Genomic DNA, 19,865 nt, shown 5'->3' on the forward strand with positions numbered 1-19,865 from the left:
CGTAATCCGCCGTGCGGCCGCGCAGCCATCGACGGCCGCAGTTTGTCGCGCAAAAGTGGCGGATTACGCTTCGCTAATCCGCCCTACGCTTTCGAGACTATTCCGGCTGCCCGATGCTCACCTTCAGCGTGCCGACGCCGTCGACGCCGCATTCGAGCTTGTCGCCCGGCTGGAGCTGCGACACGCCGGCCGGCGTGCCCGTCATGATGATGTCGCCGGCGGCGAGCTTCACTTGCTGCGAGAGTTGCCAGATGATTTCAGGCACGTTCCAGATCAACTCGGTGAGGTCGCCCTTCTGAGCTTCCTTGCCGTTGACCGTGAGCCAGATCTTGCCCTTGGTGGGATGGCCGATCTTCGATGCCGGCTGTACCGCGGAGCAGGGCGCCGAACCATCGAACGACTTGCCGATCTCCCACGGACGCTCCTTCTTGCGCGAGGCGATCTGGAGGTCGCGGCGGGTGAGATCGATGCCAACCGCATAGCCGTAGACATGGTCGAGCGCCTTGTCGGCGGGGATGTTCAGCCCGCCGCTCTTCATCGCGACGACGAGCTCGACCTCGTGATGCAGATCCTTGGTCAGCGGCGGATAGGGAATGGTGGCGCCATCGGGCACCAGCATGTCGGCGTGCTTGGCGAAGAAGAACGGCGGCGCGCGCTCGTCATTGCCCATCTCGCGGATATGCTCGAGATAGTTGCGGCCGACGCACCAGATGCGGCGTACCGGATAGCGGCCGCTCTCGCCGACGACGGGGAGCGAAGCCTGGGGCGGAAGCGGGATGACGTAGGAGGCGGCGTTCATGGAGCGATCTCGCTGCTCTTGGGTTGAAGGAACTCTATGCGGTTGCACTGATCGGCGCCAGAGCGCCGGCGTCGCGATGTTGCAGGCGGAAGAACGAGGCGTAGCGGCCCGAGCGGCGGAGCAGTTCGTCGTGACGGCCCTGCTCGACGATCTCGCCGCCCTCGACCACCAGGATGCTGTCGGCGTGCATGATGGTGTGCAGGCGATGCGCGATCACGATGGTGGTGCGGTTCTGGCAGAGATGCTCGATCGCCTCCTGCACCTGCCGCTCGGATTCGGAATCGAGCGCGGCGGTTGCTTCGTCGAGCAGAATGATCGGCGCGTTCTTGAGCAGCGCACGCGCGACCGCAATGCGCTGGCGCTGGCCGCCGGAGAGCTGCGTGCCGTGCTCGCCGACCGGCGTGTCGTAGCCGAGCGGGAAGCTCACGATGAAATCGTGCGCGCACGCGGCCTTCGCGGCCTCGATGATCTCGTCCTCGCTCGCGTCTGGCTTGCCGAAGGCGATGTTGTTGCGAATGGTGTCGCGGAACAGATAGACGTCCTGGCCGACATAGGCAGTCTGGGCCCGCAGCGATTTGCGCGAGATCGCGCCGATCGACTGGCCGTCGATGACGACGTCGCCTTGCGTCACCTCGTAGAAGCGCAAGAGCAGCGCCAGCACCGTCGACTTGCCGCCGCCGGACGGGCCGACCAGCGCCGTGACCTTGCCGGGTTCGGCGACGAAGCTCATGCGGTTGAGCACGGTCTCGCCCGAGCGATAGCAGAAGCTGACATCGCGCAGCTCGATCCGGGCGTCGATGAGCTTCAGCGCCGGCTTGTCGTCGTCGGAGTGCTCGCTGGCAGGGCTGTCGACGACTTCGAGCAGCATGCGCGCGCCGACGAGCTGGCTGTTGAGGTCGATGTTGAGCCGTGCCAACCGCTTGGCCGGTTCGGTCGCCATCAGGAATGCCGTCATGAAGGAGAAGAACGCGCCGGGCGTCGCGTTGAGCGCGACCACGCTATAGCCGCCGTACAGCAGGCAGCCGGCGACGGCGAAGCCGCCGAGCATCTCCATCAGCGGGTTGGAGCGGTTGGCGACGCGGGCCATTTTGTTGGCGTTGCGCTCGACGATCGCGATGTTCTCGTCGATGCGCTTCTGCATGGTCTCTTCGAGCGTGAAGGCTTTCACGGTGCGGATGCCTTGCAGCGACTCCTGCATCGTTTCCATGATGTCAGCGGTGCCGGTGAACTGGTTGAAGGCGAGGCCCTTGATGCGCTTGACCAGCTTGCGCAGCACCAGCATCGCCGGCGGCACCGCGACGAGGCCGATGAACGACATCAGCGGATCCTGCCACACCATCACGCCGATCATGGCGAGCAGCATCATCACGTCGCGCCCGATGGCGTTGACCAGCATGTTCAGCACGTCGGTGATCGACTTGGCGCCAGCCGTGAGTCGTGCCAGGAATTCGGACGAATGCCGTTCGGAGAAGAAGCCGACGCTCTCGCGCATCAGTTTTGCGAACAGCTGGCGTTGGTTGTTGGCGAGGATGGCGTTGCTGATCTTGGTCAGGATCACCATGTGGCCGTAGGTCGCCACGCCCTTGATGAACAGCAGGATCACCGTGATGCCGGAGAACATCGCGATGCCCGGGATGTTCTTGTCGACATAGGCCTGGTTGATGACCTGCCCGAGCACATAGGTCGCGCCTGCGGTCGCACCCGCGGCAGCCGCCATCAGCGCGAAGGCCACGAGGTAGCGCCGCCAGTAGACGACCCCCTGTTCCATGACCAGGCGGCGAATGAGGACCATCGCCGCATAGGGATCGTCGGTGATTTTCTTTGGAAACTGGGCCATCCGTAGTCCATTGACGGCGCAGGGAAAAGCCTGCCCGCGCGTCAGGGATCGAATGGCCTCTGTGCCCGCTAAAGCGCCGCTTTTCAAGCCCAATTAAGGGCTTGCGCAGGATGCGATTCTAGGCCGAGACGGCGTGGCGGAGTTCGCCGTGGCGCTCCCGGAACAGCTTGTCCTCCCAGGCCAGCGCGTGGGCCGCGATGGTCTCGAGGTCCTCGTATTGCGGCTTCCAGTCGAGCAGGCCGCGGATCCTGCTGGTGTCGGCGACCATGGTCATGATGTCGCCGGGGCGGCGCGGGGCGTACTGGACGGCGAAGCTGCGACCCGACACCCGGCGCACCGCGTCGATGGTCTCCAGCACGGAGTAGCCGCGGCCATAGCCGCAATTCAGCGTGGTCGAGGCGCCGCCGTTGCGCAAATAGGCCAGCGCCGAGCGATGGGCCTGCGACAGGTCCGTGACGTGGATGAAGTCGCGGATGCAACTGCCGTCCGCCGTCGGATAGTCGGTGCCGAACACGTCGATCTTGGCGCGCTGACCGGTCGCGGCCTCGACCGCGATCTTGAGCAGATGCGTGGCGCCGACGGTGGCAAGCCCGATGCGCGCCTGCGGATCGGCGCCGGCGACGTTGAAATAGCGCAGGGTGACGTACTGCATGCCGTAGGCGGCGGCGACGTCGTGCAGCATGATCTCGGTCATCAGCTTCGAGGAGCCGTAGGGCGACAGCGGCCGGGTCGGCGCGTGCTCGGGCACCGGCACCTGGTCCGGATTGCCGTAGACGGCGGCGGTCGAGGAGAAGATGAAGCGGCCGATGCCGCGCTTGACCGCGACGTTGAGCAGATTGCGCGCCGTGGTGAAGTTGTTGCGATAGTAGCCGAGCGGATCGCGCATCGAATCCGGCACGACCACCGAGCCCGCGAAATGGATGATGCTCTCGATATTGTGCTGGGCGATCACGCCCTCGAGCAGGTTCTCGTCGCCCGCATCGCCGATGAACAGCGGCACGCCTTCGGGCAGATAGGTGGAGAAACCGGTAGAGAGATCGTCGATCACGACGACGTCCTCGCCGGCTTCCGCCAGCGCCAGGACCGTGTGACTTCCGATATAGCCGGCACCGCCGGTGACTAGCACAGTCATGACCTCACCCGTCTTCGATCAACGCGCCAAGTTAACGTTTGCGCGGTGAAGAGGGGGTTTCGGCACGGCTGAACTGGTCACTATGCTTAATGTTGCGTATAGGGGACGCACCGAACGGAGCATGACGTGGCGAATTCCCCTGATGATCTCGACGTGATCGTGCCAAATCTGCACAGGCGCTATTCCGGGGTCACCGCGACCAACCGGATGGTGGCGCCGCGGCTGGCAAAGCTCTATCGCGCGGGCTGGTTCGGCTCCGATGCGCCCGAGGGGATCGCGCGGCTCGCCGTCGGCGATGTCCTGAAACTGTGGCGCCGCAAGCGGCCAGTGGTCTGGCACGCACGGCGCAACAACGAGATGATCGCAGGCGTGTTGCTGCGCGCACTGGGCTGGCCGCTCAAGCTGGTCTTCACGTCGGCGGGGCAGCGCCATCACACCTGGATCACGCGCTGGCTGATCCGCCGGATGGACGCGATCATCGCGACATCAGACATCTCCGCTTCGTTCCTGAAAGTGCAATCGACGGTGATCCCGCACGGCGTCGATACCGACGTCTATGTGCCTCCGGTCGATCGCGCCGCGGCGTTTTCGGAAAGCGGTTTGCCGGGCCGTTACGCCATCGGCTGCTTCGGCCGCGTCCGGGCGCAGAAGGGCACCGACGTCTTCGTCGATGCGATGTGCCTGTTGCTGCCGCGCTATCCTGACTTCACCGCCGTGATCGTCGGCCAGGTCACGGCCGAGCAGACGTCGTTTGCAAACGACCTGACGAAGCGCATCGAAGCCGCCGGACTGCAATCGCGCATCGTCATCACCGGCGAGCTGCCGATCGAACAGGTGCAGCGCTGGTACCAGCGGCTGACGATCTACGCCTTCACCTCGCGCAACGAAGGCTTCGGCCTGACGCTGATCGAGGCGATGGCATCAGGCAGCGCGCTGGTCGCCGCGCGCGCTGGAGCCGCGACGCTGGTGGTCGAGGATGGCGTGAGCGGCGTGCTGATCCCGACCGGCGATGCCGACGCGCTGGCTGTGGCGCTCGAGCCGCTGATGCGCGATGTGTCTTTGGCGACCGCGATGGGCGAGCGCGGCCGGGCTCGGGTGCTCGAGAGGTTCAGCCTCGATGCGGAGGCGGCCCGGATCGGCGAGGTCTATCGGCCGCTGCTTTGAGCTGCTTTTCCAAAACGCGAAAACAACCCCATGCACAGTAGCCGGCACCGGCCAGGTCAAGGCCTTGCCGAGGCGGATGCGCTGGAATGCGGATTTTGCGAAATTTGCTTGATGCGTCGGGCAAAACAGGTGTAGATTGGCAGCATCCCACGATCAGCGACGACGTCCACCGGCGTGCCGCCGGATGCGCGAACTTCAGCGAATCCCAACGGTCACGCCTCGATCAAGCCGGCGTCTCGCGGCTCGATGTCTTCCGGGCCTTCTGACGCAGGAAGCTGACCTCGAGCTCGTCGCCATTGACGCGGTCGAGTTGACATCGCCGATAGGCAAGTCCGGTCGAGGAGAGCAGAAGGAAGAATTCGCTCAGCGCGAGACCCTCGATCGACGTCTCGACGCGAAGCGTGGCGTCGCTCTCCGATACGTCCTTGACGAAGCAGGCGCGGCGCCAGGTGCCGTCGATCGCCATCATCTGTGCCGACAGAGGCCGCTCGAACGAGACGCGCTGGCTGTCGCGCTCTTTCTCCTTGGGCATGCCTAGCGCTTCATCTGCGGCTGCGAATGCCGGCCTGCCGGTCTGGCCGTGGCGTGCGGCGCCGGACGAAGCCTGCGCTCGTAGGTGTCGGCAAGATCGAGCAGGCGCTTTTGGGTGAACGGATCCGCCTTCGTCGCAAGCTCGCGGATGTCTCGAGCGCGTCCTCTGATGAAGTCGTCGTCCATTGGCTGTTTCCCCTGAAAGCGAGAGGATGCCAAGTTGTCCCGGGGGTGTAAGCAACATTTGTTATGATGTGGCGCAGTTCCACGAGGGCGCGTAACCTTTCAAGAGCTTCTGCGGCTCAAGATTTCGTTCCCATTTGGGAGCACCAAGAGTACGCGGAATAGATGCGGAGACTGTGTGATGATGGACGTGAAGCCCCTTCACAACGAGCAGGACTACGATTGGGCGATCCGCGAAGTATCCCGCTATTTCGACGCCGAGCCTGACAGCTCCATGTGAGCTGGGGCGCGCCTCTGCGTAATTCTGCCGGCGTAACTCGAGCCGTATTCGTAAGCGACGGCTAGACGCGCGCCCCGGTCTCCCTCAGCACCCGCTGCGCAATCCCCACCACCTCTTCGGCGGCGATGTCCCGCATGCAGCGGTGGTCGTTCATCTTGCAGACCGTGCTCTGGCAGGGCTGGCACGACAGCACGCTCTTGTTTTGCACGACGGTCGCGGCGAGGCCGTTCAATGGCGCCCAGAGATAGGGGCTGGTCGGGCCGAAAATGCCCATGGTGGGCGTGCCCAGCGCGGCCGCGATGTGCATGAGGCCGGAATCGTTGGAGATCGCGACGCCGGCCGCCGCCATGGCGAGGACGCCGTTGCGTAGATCGTTGCCGGTGAGGTCCCGCACCCCCGGGCCGCCAGCGGTCCCCGGGCTGCCAGCGGTCCCGGGGCCGCCGGCGGCGACGATCTCCTGCGCGAGGCTCTTTTCGGCGGGGCCGCCGACCACCCAGACCTCCAGCCCGCGTTCGACCAGCAGGCGGGCGGCCTCTGGATAGGAGGTCCAGCGTTTTGATACCCCGACCGAGCCAGGGGCGAGCGCCACGGCGGCGCCGCTGCTCAGCCCGTTGGCCTCGCGCCAGCGGGCGATCTCCTCAGCCGGAACCCGCAATTGCGGCACCGGCCATTCCGGAGGCAGGGGAGCGCCGTCCGGCTGGGCCAGGGCGGCATTCTCGTCGATGAAGCGGGGCAGCTTTCGCTCGCCCCAACGCCATCTGTTGATCAATCCGAACCTGAATTCGCCGACCCAGCCGACCCGTTCGGGGATGCCGGCCAGCGTCGGCGCAATGGCGGCCTTCCAGGTGCGCGGCAGCACCAGGGCCGTGCCGTAGTTCCGCTCGCGCAGAAGCTTGGCCAGGCCGAACTGGCGGCGCAGCGCCAGGCGGCTGCGCGGCAAGTCCCAGACGATCCCGGCGCGCACGCCGGGCATGTAGTCGACCAGGGGGGCGCAAAGGGAGGTGGTGAGGAGATCGACCGGCCGGTTCGGCCATCGCTCCTTGAGGACCCGGACCACGGTGTGATTCCGGACAAAATCGCCGATCCACATATAAGGAATGATCAGAATCGGGCTTGTGTCGCTCCGTTCCTCATTCCTGCCAAATTGTGAATCATCATTCATTTGTTGATGGGGCCGCAATGCTCAAGGTTTGGCGGTTCGGTAGCCGCTCCGGGCCGGCAGGTAAAGCCGGGAGGAGGCGGGTCCCAAAATGCTTACACTTTGGCAGATGATGCGCTACGGCAGGTATCGGGCCGCACAAGATCGGGCAGGGTGGTTGGAATGTTGCTGGTGACCGGCGGGGCCGGTTTTATCGGATCGAATGTCGTCGCCGCGCTGAACGATTCCGGCCGCAGCGACGTCGTGGTCTGCGATCTCCTCGGCAGCGACGGCAAGTGGCGCAATCTCGCCAAGCGGCAGCTTGTGGATATCGTTCCGCCGGCCGAACTGCTCGATTGGCTGGAGGGCCGCAGGCTCGACGCCGTGATCCATCTCGGGGCGATCTCCGCGACCACCGCGACCGACGGCGACCACGTGTTCGAGACCAATTTCCGCATGTCGATGCGCCTCCTGGACTGGTGCACGGCGCGCGCCGTGCCGTTCATCTATGCCTCCTCGGCCGCGACCTATGGCGACGGCGAGGCCGGCTTTGGCGACGATGCCTCGTTGCCGGCACTGAAGAAGCTGCGGCCGATGAACCTCTACGGCTGGAGCAAGCACATGTTCGATCTCGCGGTCGCCGGCCGCGTCGCAAATGGCGATGCGCTGCCGCCGCAATGCGTGGGCCTGAAATTCTTCAACGTGTTCGGCCCGAACGAGTACCACAAGGGCGCGATGATGAGCGTGCTGGCGCGCCGCTTCGACGACGTCAAGGCGGGCCGCGTCGTGCAGCTGTTCAAGTCGCATCGCGAGGGCATCGCCGACGGCGACCAGCGCCGCGATTTCATCTATGTCGACGACGTCGTGCGCGTCATCCTGTGGCTGCTGGCGACGCCTGCCGTCTCCGGCCTCTTCAATGTCGGCACCGGCAAGGCGCGCAGCTTCAAGGACCTGATGCTGGCGGCCTATGCCGCGCTCGGCACCAGGCCCAACATCGAATACATCGACATGCCCGAGAACATTCGCGGTGCTTACCAGTACTTCACCCAGAGCGAGGTCGATCGCCTCTGCCGCGCCGGCTATAACGGCGGCTTCACGACGCTCGAGGACGCGGTGAAGGCCTATGTCGCCGACTATCTCGACCGGCCCGACCGCTTCCGTTAAGGCCATTTGACCATGCCGACGCCGATTCTCGATTTCGATGCCCTCGCGCAAGCCATCTGCGGCCGCACGGTGCTCTGCATCGGCGACATCATGCTGGACGAGTTCGTCTATGGCGAGGTGTCGCGGATTTCGCCGGAGGCGCCGACCCCCGTCATCACGGCCCAGCGCAGCGAGATCCATATCGGCGGCGCGGGCAACGTCGCGCGCAATATCGCGTCGCTCGATGCGCGCTGCGTCTTCGTCGGCCTCGTCGGCGAGGACGATGCCGGCAGGCAGCTTGCCTCGGCACTGGCTGATCATGCCGGGATCGAAACCGTGCTGGTGTCCGACCCGTCACGCCCGACCACGCGAAAAGTCCGCTTCGTCTCCGAGCATTTTTCCACGCATATGCTGCGTGCGGATTGGGAGCAGGCGCAAGCCGCCTCCGATGAGATCGAGAGCAGGCTGATCGAGGCGATCCTGCCGCAGATCGCGCGCGCCGATATCGTGCTGCTGTCGGACTACGCCAAGGGCGTGCTGACCGCGCGCGTGATCCGCCATGCGATCGATGCCGCACGAAACGCCGGCAAGCCCGTGATCGTCGATCCCAAGAGCCTGAACTGGGCGATCTATCGCGGTGCGACGCTGCTCACGCCCAACCGCAAGGAATTCGCGGAAGCCACCCGCAGCCGCGCCGACACGCCGCAGAGCATCGTCGACGCCTCAGAGGACGTGATGCGGCTCGCCGATTGCGAGGCGATCCTGGTCACCCAGGGCGAGCACGGCATGACGCTGGTGCCGCGCCATGGCGAGGCCGTGCATGTTCCGGCCTTCCCGGTGAAGGTGCGCGACGTTTCCGGCGCCGGCGACACCGTCGCCGCAGCGCTCGCGGTGTCGATCGCGGCGGGCGCGGATTGGGACACGGCGCTGCGCATGGCGAGTGCGGCGGCCGCGGTCGCCGTCGGCAAGCAGGGGACCGCCAGCGTCAGCGCCATCGAGCTGCGCCGAAAGATCCTGCCGCACGCCACGCTCGCGGCCGAGGAGAAGGTCGTGGCCGCGCCCGGTCACCTCGAGGCCCGGCTCGCCGAATGGAAGCAAGAGGGGCTGCGGGTCGGCTTCACCAATGGCTGCTTCGACATCCTGCATCCCGGCCACGTCAAGGTGCTGACCGCGGCGCGCGCGGCCTGCGATCGCCTCATTGTGGGGCTCAACAGCGACGCCTCGGTGCGGCGGCTGAAGGGCGCCGATCGTCCGGTTCAGGACGAGCAGGCGCGTGCGGAGGTGCTGGCCGCGCTCGAAGCGGTCGATCTCGTCGTCATCTTCGAGGACGACACGCCGATCGACCTGATCAGGCGGATCACGCCGAGCGTGCTGGTCAAGGGCGGCGATTACACCCGCGAGCAGGTGGTCGGTCACGAGGTCGTCGAGGCCGCCGGAGGAACGGTCGTGCTGGTCGACATCCTCAAGGGATTCAGCACGACCGCGCTGGTCCATCGTGCGCGCGGAGGCACCACGTGACGGCGCTTGCGGGGGAGACGACCGCCCAGATGCTGTGGCGGCGTTTCCGCAGTCCGGTCGCCTGGAGCGAGACCGTCGACCTGTTCGCGATTCTCACGGTCGCCTCGCTGCCCTGGTCGACCTCGCTCGCGGCCATCTTCAACGCTGCGTTCCTGGTCTGCATGGTGCCGTTCCTCGACATCAGGGCGTTCCTGCAATCGCTGACGCGCCCGATCTGTGCGGCGCCGATCGCGCTGTTCGTGCTCGCGCTGGTGGGAACGCTGTGGTCGGACGCGGCCTGGGGTGTGCGCCTCTATGCCGTCGGCCCGACCGTCAAGCTGCTCGTGCTGCCGGTGCTGCTCTATCATTTCGAGCGCTCGCCGCGCGGAAACTGGATCTTCGTCGCCTTCCTGGTGTCCTGCGCGCTGCTCTCGGTGATGTCCTGGCTGGTCGCGTTCTATCCCGACCTGACGCTCAAGCCGGACCATCTGGAGCGCGGGATCTTCGTCAAGAACTACATCGACCAGAGCCAGGAATTCACGCTGTGCGCAGTCGCGCTCGCCTATCCTGTCGTGCTGCTCCTGCGCGAGAAGCGCTACTGGCTGGCCGGATTGCTGACGGCGGTGGCGCTAAGCTTCTTCGTCAATATGGTCTTCGTGGTGGTGTCGCGCACCGCGCTCGTCACGGTTCCGATCATGTTCGGCGTGTTCGCGCTGCTTCATTTGAGATGGCGCAGCATCGCGGTTATCTCGCTCGCCCTGATCGCCGGCGCTGCGATCGCCTGGCAGGCTTCGCCGCAATTGCGCAAGACCGCAGACACGTTTTCGCGGGATTACCGCCTTTACACCCAAGAGAGCGTGCCGACGTCCATCGGCGAGCGCCTCGAATATTGGCGGCATGCCGTTCAGTTTTTTGCGGAAGCTCCTCTTGTGGGACACGGTACCGGTTCCTCGCAGGGGCTGTTTGAGAGAGCCGCGCAAGAGCCCTCATGGGTTCCGGGCGTCAGGGTCTTTCCGAATCCGCATAACCAGACTCTGCACGTCGCCATCCAGTGGGGGATCATCGGCGTCGTCGTTCTCTACGCGATTTGGATCCTGCATCTACTTCTGTTTCGCGGCGACGGACCAGCCCATTGGATCGGCCTTCTGATTGTGGTGCAGAACGTCTTCACCTCGCTGTTCAACTCCCATCTGTTCGATTTTCACGAGGGCTGGATGTACGTCATCGGCGTCGGCGTTGCCGGCGGCATGGTAATCCGGGCACAACGGGAGGGCGCGAAAGTGGGGAAAGTGGGTTCCTGAGCGTTGGGGCTGGCAAACCGCTAGGTAGTAAGTCTTCTGCTGGCAAGTCTCGCCGAGATGGGCTATCAGCGCGGGCAGGTTGAACTAACGGGATAATCATCGGTCGGCGGATGACGCGGCTTTCGCATCTTTCATTGCGCAATTTCATGATTGCGCTCCACGACCTGCTCGCTACGACAGCGGCGTTGTTCGCGGCGTTCTATCTGCGTTTTGAGGGGGCGGACGGTTTCTATGACCGCTTGCCGCTGCTATTCCAAATCCTGCCGTACTTTCTCGCCTTCAGCGTAGTCGTGTTCTTCATTTTCAACCTGACCACGACGAAATGGCGCTTCATCTCGTTGCCGGATGCGATCAACATTGTCCGCGTCGCTAGCGTGCTGACAGTTGCCTTGCTGGCGCTGGACTACATCATTGTTGCTCCCAATGTCCGCGGGGCCTTTTTCTTCGGCAAGGTGACGATCGTTCTCTACTGGTTCCTCGAGATCTTCTTTCTCAGCGCCTTGCGCATGGCCTATCGCTACTTTCGCTACACGCGGGTTCGGCGTCATGCTCGCGCGGAGGATGCCGCGCCGACATTACTGATCGGCCGCGCTGCGGACGCCGAGGTGCTGCTGCGCGGCATCGAGAGTGGGGCGATCAAGCGGATCTGGCCGGTCGGCGTGCTGTCGCCGTCGGGCTCGGATCGCGGTCAGTTCATCCGCAACGTTCCGGTGCTGGGCGACATCGACGACATCGAGGACGTGGTCTCCGCTTTCGCCAAGCGCGACAAGCCGATCGCGCGCGTGGTGATGACGCCGTCGGCGTTCGAGCCGGAGGCGCATCCGGAATCGATCCTGATGCGGGCGCGCAAGCTCGGCGTGATCGTCAACCGCATGCCCTCGCTCGAGAGCGGCGACACGCCGCGGCTGACCGCCGTCGCGGTCGAGGACCTGCTGCTGCGGCCGAGCGAAAAGATCGACTATGCGCGCCTCGAAGACCTGATCAGGGGCAAGGCGGTGATCGTCACCGGCGGCGGCGGTTCGATCGGCTCGGAGATCTGCGAGCGTGTCGTCGCCTTCGGCGCCGCGCGCCTGTTGATCCTGGAGAATTCCGAACCGGCGCTCTATGCGGTCACCGAGGCGCTCGCCGCGCACGATGCGGGCGCTGCGATCGAGGGACGGATCGCCGACATCCGCGACCGCGAGCGCGTGATGCGCCTAATGGCCGAGTTCAAGCCCGACATCGTGTTCCACGCGGCAGCGCTCAAGCACGTGCCGATCCTCGAGCGCGACTGGAGCGAGGGCGTCAAGACCAACATTTTCGGATCGATCAACGTCGCCGACGCGGCGCTCGCCGCCGGCGCCGAAGCCATGGTGATGATCTCGACCGACAAGGCGATCGAGCCGGTCTCGATGCTCGGCCTCACCAAGCGTTTCGCCGAGATGTACTGCCAGGCGCTCGACCACGATCTTGCGGCGGCCGCCGCCGGCGCCAAGCCGCCGATGCGGCTGATCTCCGTCCGCTTCGGCAATGTGCTGGCCTCGAACGGCTCGGTGGTGCCGAAGTTCAAGGCCCAGATCGAGGCCGGCGGCCCTGTCACGGTGACGCATCCCGACATGGTCCGCTATTTCATGACCATCCGCGAGGCCTGCGACCTCGTCATCACGGCGGCGACGCATGCGCTCGGCACGGCGCGTTCGGACGTTTCCGTCTACGTTCTCAACATGGGCCAGCCGGTGAAGATCGTCGATCTGGCCGAGCGCATGATCCGTCTCTCCGGCCTGCAACCCGGTTACGACATCGAGATCGTGTTCACGGGGATGCGGCCGGGCGAGCGCCTGCACGAAATCCTGTTTGCCTCGGAAGAGCCGACCCGCGAGATCGGTGTCGCCGGCATCATGGCCGCGCAGCCGAACGAGCCGCCGATGCAGACCCTGCGCAAATGGATCACGGCGCTCGATCAGGCCATCGAGCGCGACGACCGGGCGACCATCAGGACCATCCTCAAGGATGCAGTCCCCGAGTTCGGGTCGTCAGCGGCCTGAGCATGCAGTCGCAGGGCCAGATTGTCGTCGCGAGCCAGCATTATCCGCCCGATCCGAGCACGACCGCGGCGATCATGGCCGAGATCGCCTGCCGCCTTGCATCCGACCACGAGGTCGTGGTGCTGTCGGGTTCACCAGGCGCGCTGCCGGCTTCGCAGATCGGCCCCGACAAGCCGCGGGTCATCGCCATCAGAAACCGCATGGCGGGAAAGGCGGCGCTGGTCCGGCGCGGCATCTCCGAGCTGCTGTTCGTGCTGCGCATCTTCGTCGCGCTGCTGCGGCGCCTGCAGCGCGGTGACGTCGTGCTCACAGTGACCGCGCCGTTCATGCTGCCCTACGCGGTGGTGGCCGCGGCCTGGCTCAAGGGCGCGCGCTCGGCGCTGATCATGCATGATCTGTTTCCCGACGTGCTGGTGATGGCAGGTCTCTTGAAGCCGCGCTCGATCGTTGCGGGCGTGATGCGCGCCGCCAACAGCCTGATGTTTCGCGCCCTCAGTGCCGTCGTGACCATCGGGCGCGATGCGCAAGCGCCGCTGCTCAGCTATGCCGGCATGACGCGCAACAAGATCCGCTTCATTCCGAACTGGGCGACGCTGGTGCCGGGGTTGAGGCCGGTGACACCGGACAATCCGTTCCGCAGGCACCTTTCGGCCCGCTTCATCGTCGGGCTATCAGGCAATCTCGGCTTCACCCACGATCCGGAGATCGTGTTCGAGGCGGCGGGCCTGCTGAAGAACGAGCCGGACATCGGCTTCCTGCTGTCCGGCTGGGGCATTGGCTTCGCGCGGCTGAAGCAGTTGCAGGCTGAGGCGAACCTGCCCAATGTCAGCTTCGTGGCGCGGGTCGAGGATGCCGAGCTCGAGGCGTTCCTGGCTGCGGCCGACCTCTGGATCATCCCCTACCGGAAGGACGTCGCCGGGGTGTCGGTGCCGAGCCGCTTCTATAATCTGCTGGCGGTCGGCCGTCCGGTCGTGCTGGTCTCGGAGCCCGAGGCCGAGGCTGCCCTGACCGTGGTGGAGGGCGGGCTCGGCTGGGTGGTGGCGCCGGGCCGCGCCGATCAGCTGGCCGCTGCGATCCGGGCGGCATCCGCCTCCAGCGACGGCGCCATGGCTGCGCGCGCGGTGAAGGCGGCATCGGGGTTCGATCGCGGCGTCGCGATGAACGCCTATGCCGCCATGATCGACGAATTGTTGCGCAACCCGAACCTTTCGGAGCAACGATGAGCAAGGACAGGCCGCTTGTGTTGGTGACGGGAGCGAGTGGCTTCGTCGGTCGTCACGTCGTACCCGACCTGGAGCGCGAAGGATGGTCGGTCCGGCGCGCGGTCCGCAGTTCGGAAGGGAAGGGCGACGAGGTCGTCATCGAGACCATCGGTCCCGACACCGACTGGACAACTGCGCTCGAGGGCGTCGACGCCGTCGTTCATCTCGCCGCCCGCGTGCATCACAAGCACGAGGAGCACGCGGTCCAGCTCTACCGCAACGTCAACATCGCCGGCACGCTGCACCTGGCGCGCTCTGCGGCGATGGCCGGCGTGCGCCAGTTCATCTTCGTCAGCACGGTCCTGGTGCATGGCCGCAGCAACGAGGGCCGCGCCCCGTTCAGCGAAAACGACATCCTGACGCCGCGCGGCCTCTACGGCATGTCCAAGGCGGCGGCCGAGGCCGGCTTGAGGACGCTCGCGCGCGACAGCCAGATGACTATCTCGGTGATCAGGCCGCCGCTGGTCTATGGCGCGGGTGCCAAGGGCAATTTCGCGCTGCTGACGCGTGCGGTGAACCTGGGATTACCGCTGCCTTTCGGTTCGATCCGCAATCACCGTGCCTTCCTGGCCGTGCAGAACCTCTCGTCTTTCATCCTGCGCCGGCTAGGCAAGCCCGACCGCGCGAGCAATTTCGAGGTTTTCCTGGTGGCCGACAGGGAGCAGGTCTCGACGCCCGAATTCATCGAGCGTCTGGCCAAAGCGTCGGGCAAGAATCCGAGGCTGTTCGGCATGTCGCCGGAGCTGCTGAGCTCGCTGCTCGGCCTGCTCGGCCGGCAGGACACCCATGACAGCCTGATCGGCTCGCTCGAGCTCAACGTGTCCAAGGCGATCGCAACGGGATGGCAGCCGTCGGTGACGCTCGACGAGGGCCTGCGGCTGGCGCTATCGGCTCACGACGCCTGAGAGCGGGAGAACCGCCGCAGCACGAAGGCGATCGCGATCGCGGCCGCCAGCAGCGCGATCAGCGTGACCGTCACCGAGCCTGACCGGACCGTGACCAGCGCAAGGGCCGCCAGCACGAGGTTGAGCACAAAGACTTCGCCGACGACGCGCGGAACCGAAAAACCGTTGTCGGTGGCGCGCTGGTAGAAATGCGACCGGTGCGCCGACCAGAACTGCTCGCGGCGCGCGATCCGGCGGAACAGCGTAATGGTGGAATCCGCGAGGTAATACGCCGGCAGCAGCAGCGCCGCGGCGGGTTGCCCGCGCCAGGCGAGCTCCAGCAGGCACCAGCCGAGCAGAAGGCCGATCGGGAGGCTGCCGACATCGCCCAAGAACACCTTCGCAACCGGCTTGTTGAACGGCGCAAAGCCGAGCATGGCGCCGCACAGGGCGGTGGCGATCAGCACCGCCGGCCAGGACAGATCGCCAAGCAGGCCCAGCAGCAGCAGCGCTGCGCTGACGGGCACCACCTCCGCCACCGTCATCAGGTCGAGCCCGTCCATGAAGTTGACGAGATTCACGAACCAGACACCGGCGAGCAGGACGAGCCCGCGCTCCAAAGCGAGCGGCAGCGCCGGCACGATGCGTGCGGTTTCGGGCGCGGTGAACACCACGGCGCCGACGCAGGTCGCCTGCAGCACGAGCCGTACCAGCACCGGCAGGGACACGATGTCGTCCGCGAAGCCGACCAGCGCGATCACGATGGTCGCAATCACCAGCGCGGGCGGGATCGCAATGTTCGCCCACGCCGCCCAGGCGGACGCGACGAGCAGCGTTGCCGCGATCACCGCGATGCCCGCACCTTGCGGGGTCGGAATGCGGTGCGAGGAGCGCGCGTTCGGCCGCGCCAGCGCATAGCGCTGGAGCAGGGGGCGGCTGGTCCAGGTGATCAGCGCCGAGATCAGCGCGGCGATCGCAATGGCGAGCAGCGAGGCCACGATGGTGGGCGCGCTCACTCCCGGACCCCGAGATGCGCCGAGCCCTGCGCGGCTTTCTCCGCGCTGAGGATCCAGACCAGGCCGCCGACGGCGCCGACGATGAAGAAGACCGCGCCGAACAGCAATGAGACGTTGACGCCTTCGTTGGCGGCAAGTCCGGCGAAGCCGAAGGCCAGCCCCATGGTGGCCTCGCGCACGCCCCAGCCGGCGATCGAGATCGGCATCAGGGTGATCAGCATCACCGGCGGCACCAGCAGGAAGACCTGCGCGAAGCTGACGGGTGCTGCGATCGACTGCACCACGCACCAGGCGATGACGGCAGTGAGCACGTGAACGAGCAGCGACAGGATCGCCACCCTCGGCCCGCGCGCCGCGTTGAAGATGACGCGATTGGCAATGACGGCACAGGCGTGGAGGTGATGGGTCGCCCACCAGGTCTTCAGCCACGACCATCGCAGCGCGCCGAAGATCAGGAAGCCGATGCCGCCGGCGAGCGCGGCGAAATCGACCAGCAACAGCGCCGAGCGTCCGTGCGGGTCGGTGATCAGTTGATAACTCCAGGGCAGGCTCGCGACGATGAGGATCGCCAGCGCGATCAGGCCGATGGCGCGATCGACGAAGATCGAATAGGTCGCCGCGCGCCATCCGGCGCCGGCACGCGCGACCAGCCACAGCCGCACCGCGTCGCCGCCGATTGCGGACGGCAGGGTCTGGTTGAAGAACGAGCCGATCACGTTGTAGCGCATGGCGCGGGCGAGCTCGAGCGGCGCGCCGCATGCGGCGCTGACATCGCGCCAGCGCAGCACGCCAACGAAGATCTGCAGGAATGTCACCGCGATCGCCAGGCCGATCCAGAGCAGGCTGGACACGGTGAAGCGCGAGAACAGCTCGGTCAGGTCGACCTTGCGCAATGCCAGATAGAGCAGTGCCGCGGAGATCAGGATTTTGGCCGTCGACAGCAGGATTCGGCGCATCTCGCCCGCATGAACAGGGTTGGCGAAGGTTGAGGTTACCCGACGCCAGGCGCCGAATTCGGCCGCTTTGGTATGGTTTTGGCGCCGATCTTGCAATAGCTCTGTTGAGCTCTCTTGCAACGGCCCTCGAGCGCCTGTGGGGGCTCTTTACCGTTAAAGTCGCTGGCTATTGCGGCCCCCGCGGGGGGGCGTCTAAAGAGGCTGACATTGCCAGTGTGGCGAAGCATGTCCTCGGCTTTGCCTCAGGATTTTGCCTTGGGAACAGGATGACGGATCAGGCGATTTTGGTCACGGGAGCCGCCGGCTTCATCGGCTTTCACGTCGCCCGGCAGCTGCGGGCCGAGGGCAGGCCCGTCGTCGGGCTCGATAATCTCAACACCTATTATGATCCGGCGCTGAAGCAGGCGCGGCTGGCGCTGTTGCAGGGCCAATCCGGTTTCTCCTTCGTGCAGGCCGATCTTGCCGATCGCGAGGCGATCGCGGCGCTGTTTGCGCAACACCGATTTGCCAAAGTCGTGCATCTGGCGGCCCAGGCCGGCGTCCGCTACTCGATCGACCAGCCCCACAGTTACGTCGATTCCAATCTCCAGGGCTTTCTCAACGTGCTGGAGGGCTGTCGAAACAACGGATGTCGTCATCTTGTCTACGCTTCGTCATCCTCCGTTTACGGCGCGAACACGAAACGGCCGTTTTCCGTGCAGGACCGGACCGATCATCCAGTGAGCTTCTATGCTGCGACCAAGAAGGCGAACGAGGTGATGGCGCAGTCCTACAGCCATCTGTACCGGCTGCCGGTCACGGCCTTGCGCTTTTTCACCATCTACGGCCCATGGGGACGGCCTGATATGGCCATGTTTCTGTTCGTAAACGCCATCATGGCCGGCAAGCCGATCCGGCTCTTCAACCATGGCAGGATGCGCCGCGACTTCACCTATATCGACGACGTGACGCGTGTCGTATCCAAACTTGTCGATCTCGTGCCTGCGGACAATCCGGCTGCCGCAAATGCGCCGTCTCGAACCTACAATGTCGGAAATCACCGCCCCGAAGAGCTGATGCATGTCGTCGAACTTCTGGAGCGGGAGCTGGGCCGGACGGCGATCAAAGAATTGCTGCCGATGCAGCCGGGAGATGTGGTGGAAACGTTCGCGGATGTCGAGGATTTGATGCGCGACACCGGCTTTGCACCGTCAACGCCGATCGAGCGCGGGGTCCACAATTTTGTCACCTGGTATCGCGACCACTACAAGGTTTGAAATGACGATGGACAAACGCATTATCCCCCTGATCATGTGCGGTGGTGCCGGCACGCGGCTGTGGCCGGCTTCGCGCGAGGTTCGCCCGAAGCAGTTCCTGCCGCTGTTCGGCCCGCGCTCGACCTTCCAGGACACGCTGCTGCGCGTCTCCGATCCGTCGCTGTTTGATCGCCCGGTTGTCATCACCAATGCGGCGTACCGCTTCATGGTGCTGGAGCAACTCGCCGAGATCGGCATCGAGGCCGACGTCATCCTCGAGCCGATGCGCCGCGACTCCGGCCCTGCGATCGCCGCCGGTGCGGCATTCGCGCAAAACCGCACCGGTGAAGCGATCGTGCTGGCGCTCGCCGCCGATCACGTGGTGCAGGACAACCCCGCCTTCGTCGCGGCGTGCCGCGAGGGCTTAGCTGCCGCGAGCACCGGCCGCATCGTCACCTTCGGCGTCAAGCCGGAGCGGCCGGCCACCGAATACGGCTATATCAGCCCGGGTGAGGTGATCTCGGGCGAAGTGCATGCGGTCGCACGCTTCGTCGAGAAGCCGGATGCGGTGAAGGCCGCGGATTACGTCAATTCGGGCTATCTCTGGAACAGCGGCAACTTCATGTTTCCCGCAAGCCTGCTGCTCGACGAGTATCGCAAGGTCGATGCGGCGAGCGTGGATGCGGTCTCCAATGCGGTCGCCAATGCCGGCCGCGATCTCGGCTTCGTGACGCTGGAGCCGCAGGCCTTTGGCGCGGCGAAGGCGATCTCGATCGACTACGCCGTGATGGAGAAGACGTCGCGCGCCGCGGTGGTGCCGGTGTCGTGCGGCTGGTCCGACGTCGGCTCCTGGCGCGCCGTGTGGGAATTGTCCGACAAGGACGCGCAAGGCAATGCGGCCCACGGCACCGCCGTGTTCGAGGATTCGCACAACTGCAACGTCACGACCGATCACGCACTGGTCGCGCTCGAAGGCGTCGACGATCTCGTCGTCGTCGCGACCGCGGATGCGGTGCTGGTCTCGCGGCAGAAGGATGCCAACGGGCTGAAGCGTCTCGTCACCAAGCTGAAGGCGGTCGCGCCGAAGGTCACCGAGGAGCATCTCAGGGTGCATCGCCCCTGGGGCAGCTATCAGTCGGTCGACAATGGCGAGCGACACCAGGTCAAGCGCATCGTGGTGAAGCCGGGCGGTCGTCTGTCGCTACAGAAGCATCACCATCGTGCCGAGCACTGGATCGTGGTCCGCGGCGCCGCCCGCGTCACCGTGAACGAGACGGTGAAGACGGTGCATGAGAACGAGTCCATCTACATTCCGATGGGCGCCGTGCACCGGATGGAGAACCCCGGTAAGATCATGCTGGAACTGATCGAGGTCCAGACCGGCTCCTATCTCGGGGAAGACGACATCATCCGGATTGAAGACGACTATCAAAGGTCGTAACCAGCGAACTCCGAATCACGCGATCCGGGCCCCAAAAGCCCG

At 65.3% G+C, this 19,865-nt stretch carries 17 protein-coding genes; 9 read left to right on the forward strand and 8 right to left on the reverse strand.

Translation table 11 applies throughout. The features are described from left to right. Nucleotides 1–97 precede the first annotated feature (97 nt). The 3 genes from XH91_RS11800 to galE form a co-directional block, all read right to left on the reverse strand. Nucleotides 98–799: a fumarylacetoacetate hydrolase family protein gene (locus tag XH91_RS11800; protein ID WP_128950756.1), complete on the reverse strand. Its 702-nt coding sequence runs from the start codon at nucleotides 797–799 to the stop codon at nucleotides 98–100. A gap of 34 nt (nucleotides 800–833) precedes the next feature. Beyond that, nucleotides 834–2,636 carry an ABC transporter ATP-binding protein gene (locus tag XH91_RS11805; RefSeq protein ID WP_128950757.1) on the reverse strand — a complete coding sequence of 601 codons (1,803 nt, stop codon included), beginning with the start codon at nucleotides 2,634–2,636 and terminating at the stop codon, nucleotides 834–836. 118 nt (nucleotides 2,637–2,754) lie between these two features. Beyond that, entirely contained in the window at nucleotides 2,755–3,768 is a 1,014-nt protein-coding gene (gene galE / locus XH91_RS11810; RefSeq protein WP_128950758.1) for a UDP-glucose 4-epimerase GalE, read from the reverse strand. Between the two features lie 126 nt (nucleotides 3,769–3,894). Here galE and XH91_RS11815 point away from each other — a divergent pair, with 126 nt between their 5' ends. Continuing rightward, nucleotides 3,895–4,932 carry a glycosyltransferase family 4 protein gene (locus XH91_RS11815; RefSeq protein WP_128950759.1) on the forward strand — a complete coding sequence of 346 codons (1,038 nt, stop codon included), beginning with the start codon at nucleotides 3,895–3,897 and terminating at the stop codon, nucleotides 4,930–4,932. Between the two features lie 223 nt (nucleotides 4,933–5,155). Here the strand turns inward: XH91_RS11815 and XH91_RS11820 are convergent, their stop codons facing one another. From XH91_RS11820 to waaF, 3 genes are all read right to left on the reverse strand, one after another. Then, nucleotides 5,156–5,464, reverse strand: a complete 309-nt coding sequence (locus XH91_RS11820) for a PilZ domain-containing protein (protein WP_128950760.1) — start codon at nucleotides 5,462–5,464, stop codon at nucleotides 5,156–5,158. A gap of 2 nt (nucleotides 5,465–5,466) precedes the next feature. Then, nucleotides 5,467–5,649, reverse strand: a complete 183-nt coding sequence (locus tag XH91_RS11825) for a hypothetical protein (RefSeq protein WP_128950761.1) — start codon at nucleotides 5,647–5,649, stop codon at nucleotides 5,467–5,469. Nucleotides 5,650–5,987: 338 nt separating this feature from the next. Beyond that, on the reverse strand, nucleotides 5,988–7,088 hold the full coding sequence (gene waaF, locus XH91_RS11830; protein ID WP_128950762.1) for a lipopolysaccharide heptosyltransferase II: 1,101 nt from the start codon (nucleotides 7,086–7,088) through the stop codon (nucleotides 5,988–5,990). 159 nt (nucleotides 7,089–7,247) lie between these two features. On the opposite strand from waaF, the gene rfaD reads away from it, so the two are divergent. The 6 genes from rfaD (at nucleotide 7,248) to XH91_RS11860 (ending at nucleotide 15,196) form a co-directional block, all read left to right on the forward strand. Next, the gene (gene rfaD, locus XH91_RS11835) at nucleotides 7,248–8,228 is read left to right on the forward strand and encodes an ADP-glyceromanno-heptose 6-epimerase (protein WP_128950763.1); all 981 of its coding nucleotides are present in this window, start codon (nucleotides 7,248–7,250) and stop codon (nucleotides 8,226–8,228) included. A 12-nt stretch (nucleotides 8,229–8,240) separates the two neighbouring features. After that, nucleotides 8,241–9,725 (forward strand): D-glycero-beta-D-manno-heptose-7-phosphate kinase, encoded by a 1,485-nt coding sequence (gene rfaE1 / locus XH91_RS11840; protein WP_128950764.1) that lies wholly within the window; start codon nucleotides 8,241–8,243, stop codon nucleotides 9,723–9,725. After that, nucleotides 9,722–11,005 carry an O-antigen ligase family protein gene (locus XH91_RS11845; protein WP_128950765.1) on the forward strand — a complete coding sequence of 428 codons (1,284 nt, stop codon included), beginning with the start codon at nucleotides 9,722–9,724 and terminating at the stop codon, nucleotides 11,003–11,005. The genes rfaE1 and XH91_RS11845 overlap by 4 nt, the downstream gene beginning before the upstream one ends. A gap of 110 nt (nucleotides 11,006–11,115) precedes the next feature. Further along, a complete protein-coding gene (locus XH91_RS11850) occupies nucleotides 11,116–13,029 on the forward strand; it encodes an SDR family NAD(P)-dependent oxidoreductase (protein WP_128950766.1) in 1,914 nt (637 codons plus the stop codon). Between the two features lie 2 nt (nucleotides 13,030–13,031). Continuing rightward, entirely contained in the window at nucleotides 13,032–14,252 is a 1,221-nt protein-coding gene (locus XH91_RS11855; protein WP_164938266.1) for a glycosyltransferase family 4 protein, read from the forward strand. Beyond that, the gene (locus XH91_RS11860) at nucleotides 14,249–15,196 is read left to right on the forward strand and encodes an NAD-dependent epimerase/dehydratase family protein (RefSeq protein ID WP_128950768.1); all 948 of its coding nucleotides are present in this window, start codon (nucleotides 14,249–14,251) and stop codon (nucleotides 15,194–15,196) included. Before XH91_RS11855 ends, XH91_RS11860 begins: the two co-directional genes overlap by 4 nt. Here the strand turns inward: XH91_RS11860 and XH91_RS11865 are convergent. Continuing rightward, complete coding sequence (locus tag XH91_RS11865; RefSeq protein ID WP_128950769.1) at nucleotides 15,184–16,191, reverse strand: MraY family glycosyltransferase; 1,008 nt, start codon at nucleotides 16,189–16,191, stop codon at nucleotides 15,184–15,186. The genes XH91_RS11860 and XH91_RS11865 overlap by 13 nt on opposite strands. After that, on the reverse strand, nucleotides 16,188–17,147 hold the full coding sequence (locus tag XH91_RS11870) for a lysylphosphatidylglycerol synthase transmembrane domain-containing protein (RefSeq protein ID WP_128950770.1): 960 nt from the start codon (nucleotides 17,145–17,147) through the stop codon (nucleotides 16,188–16,190). The genes XH91_RS11865 and XH91_RS11870 overlap by 4 nt, the downstream gene beginning before the upstream one ends. A 266-nt stretch (nucleotides 17,148–17,413) precedes the next feature. Here XH91_RS11870 and XH91_RS11875 point away from each other — a divergent pair, with 266 nt between their 5' ends. Together XH91_RS11875 and XH91_RS11880 are read left to right on the forward strand one after the other, a co-directional pair. Beyond that, on the forward strand, nucleotides 17,414–18,403 hold the full coding sequence (locus tag XH91_RS11875; protein WP_128954814.1) for an SDR family NAD(P)-dependent oxidoreductase: 990 nt from the start codon (nucleotides 17,414–17,416) through the stop codon (nucleotides 18,401–18,403). A gap of 7 nt (nucleotides 18,404–18,410) precedes the next feature. Beyond that, nucleotides 18,411–19,823, forward strand: coding sequence for a mannose-1-phosphate guanylyltransferase/mannose-6-phosphate isomerase (locus XH91_RS11880; RefSeq protein WP_164938267.1), 1,413 nt, complete (start codon nucleotides 18,411–18,413; stop codon nucleotides 19,821–19,823). The last annotated feature ends 42 nt before the right edge of the window (nucleotides 19,824–19,865 follow it).

This window comes from Bradyrhizobium guangzhouense, assembly GCF_004114955.1.
In the GTDB taxonomy this organism is placed as follows: domain Bacteria; phylum Pseudomonadota; class Alphaproteobacteria; order Rhizobiales; family Xanthobacteraceae; genus Bradyrhizobium; species Bradyrhizobium guangzhouense.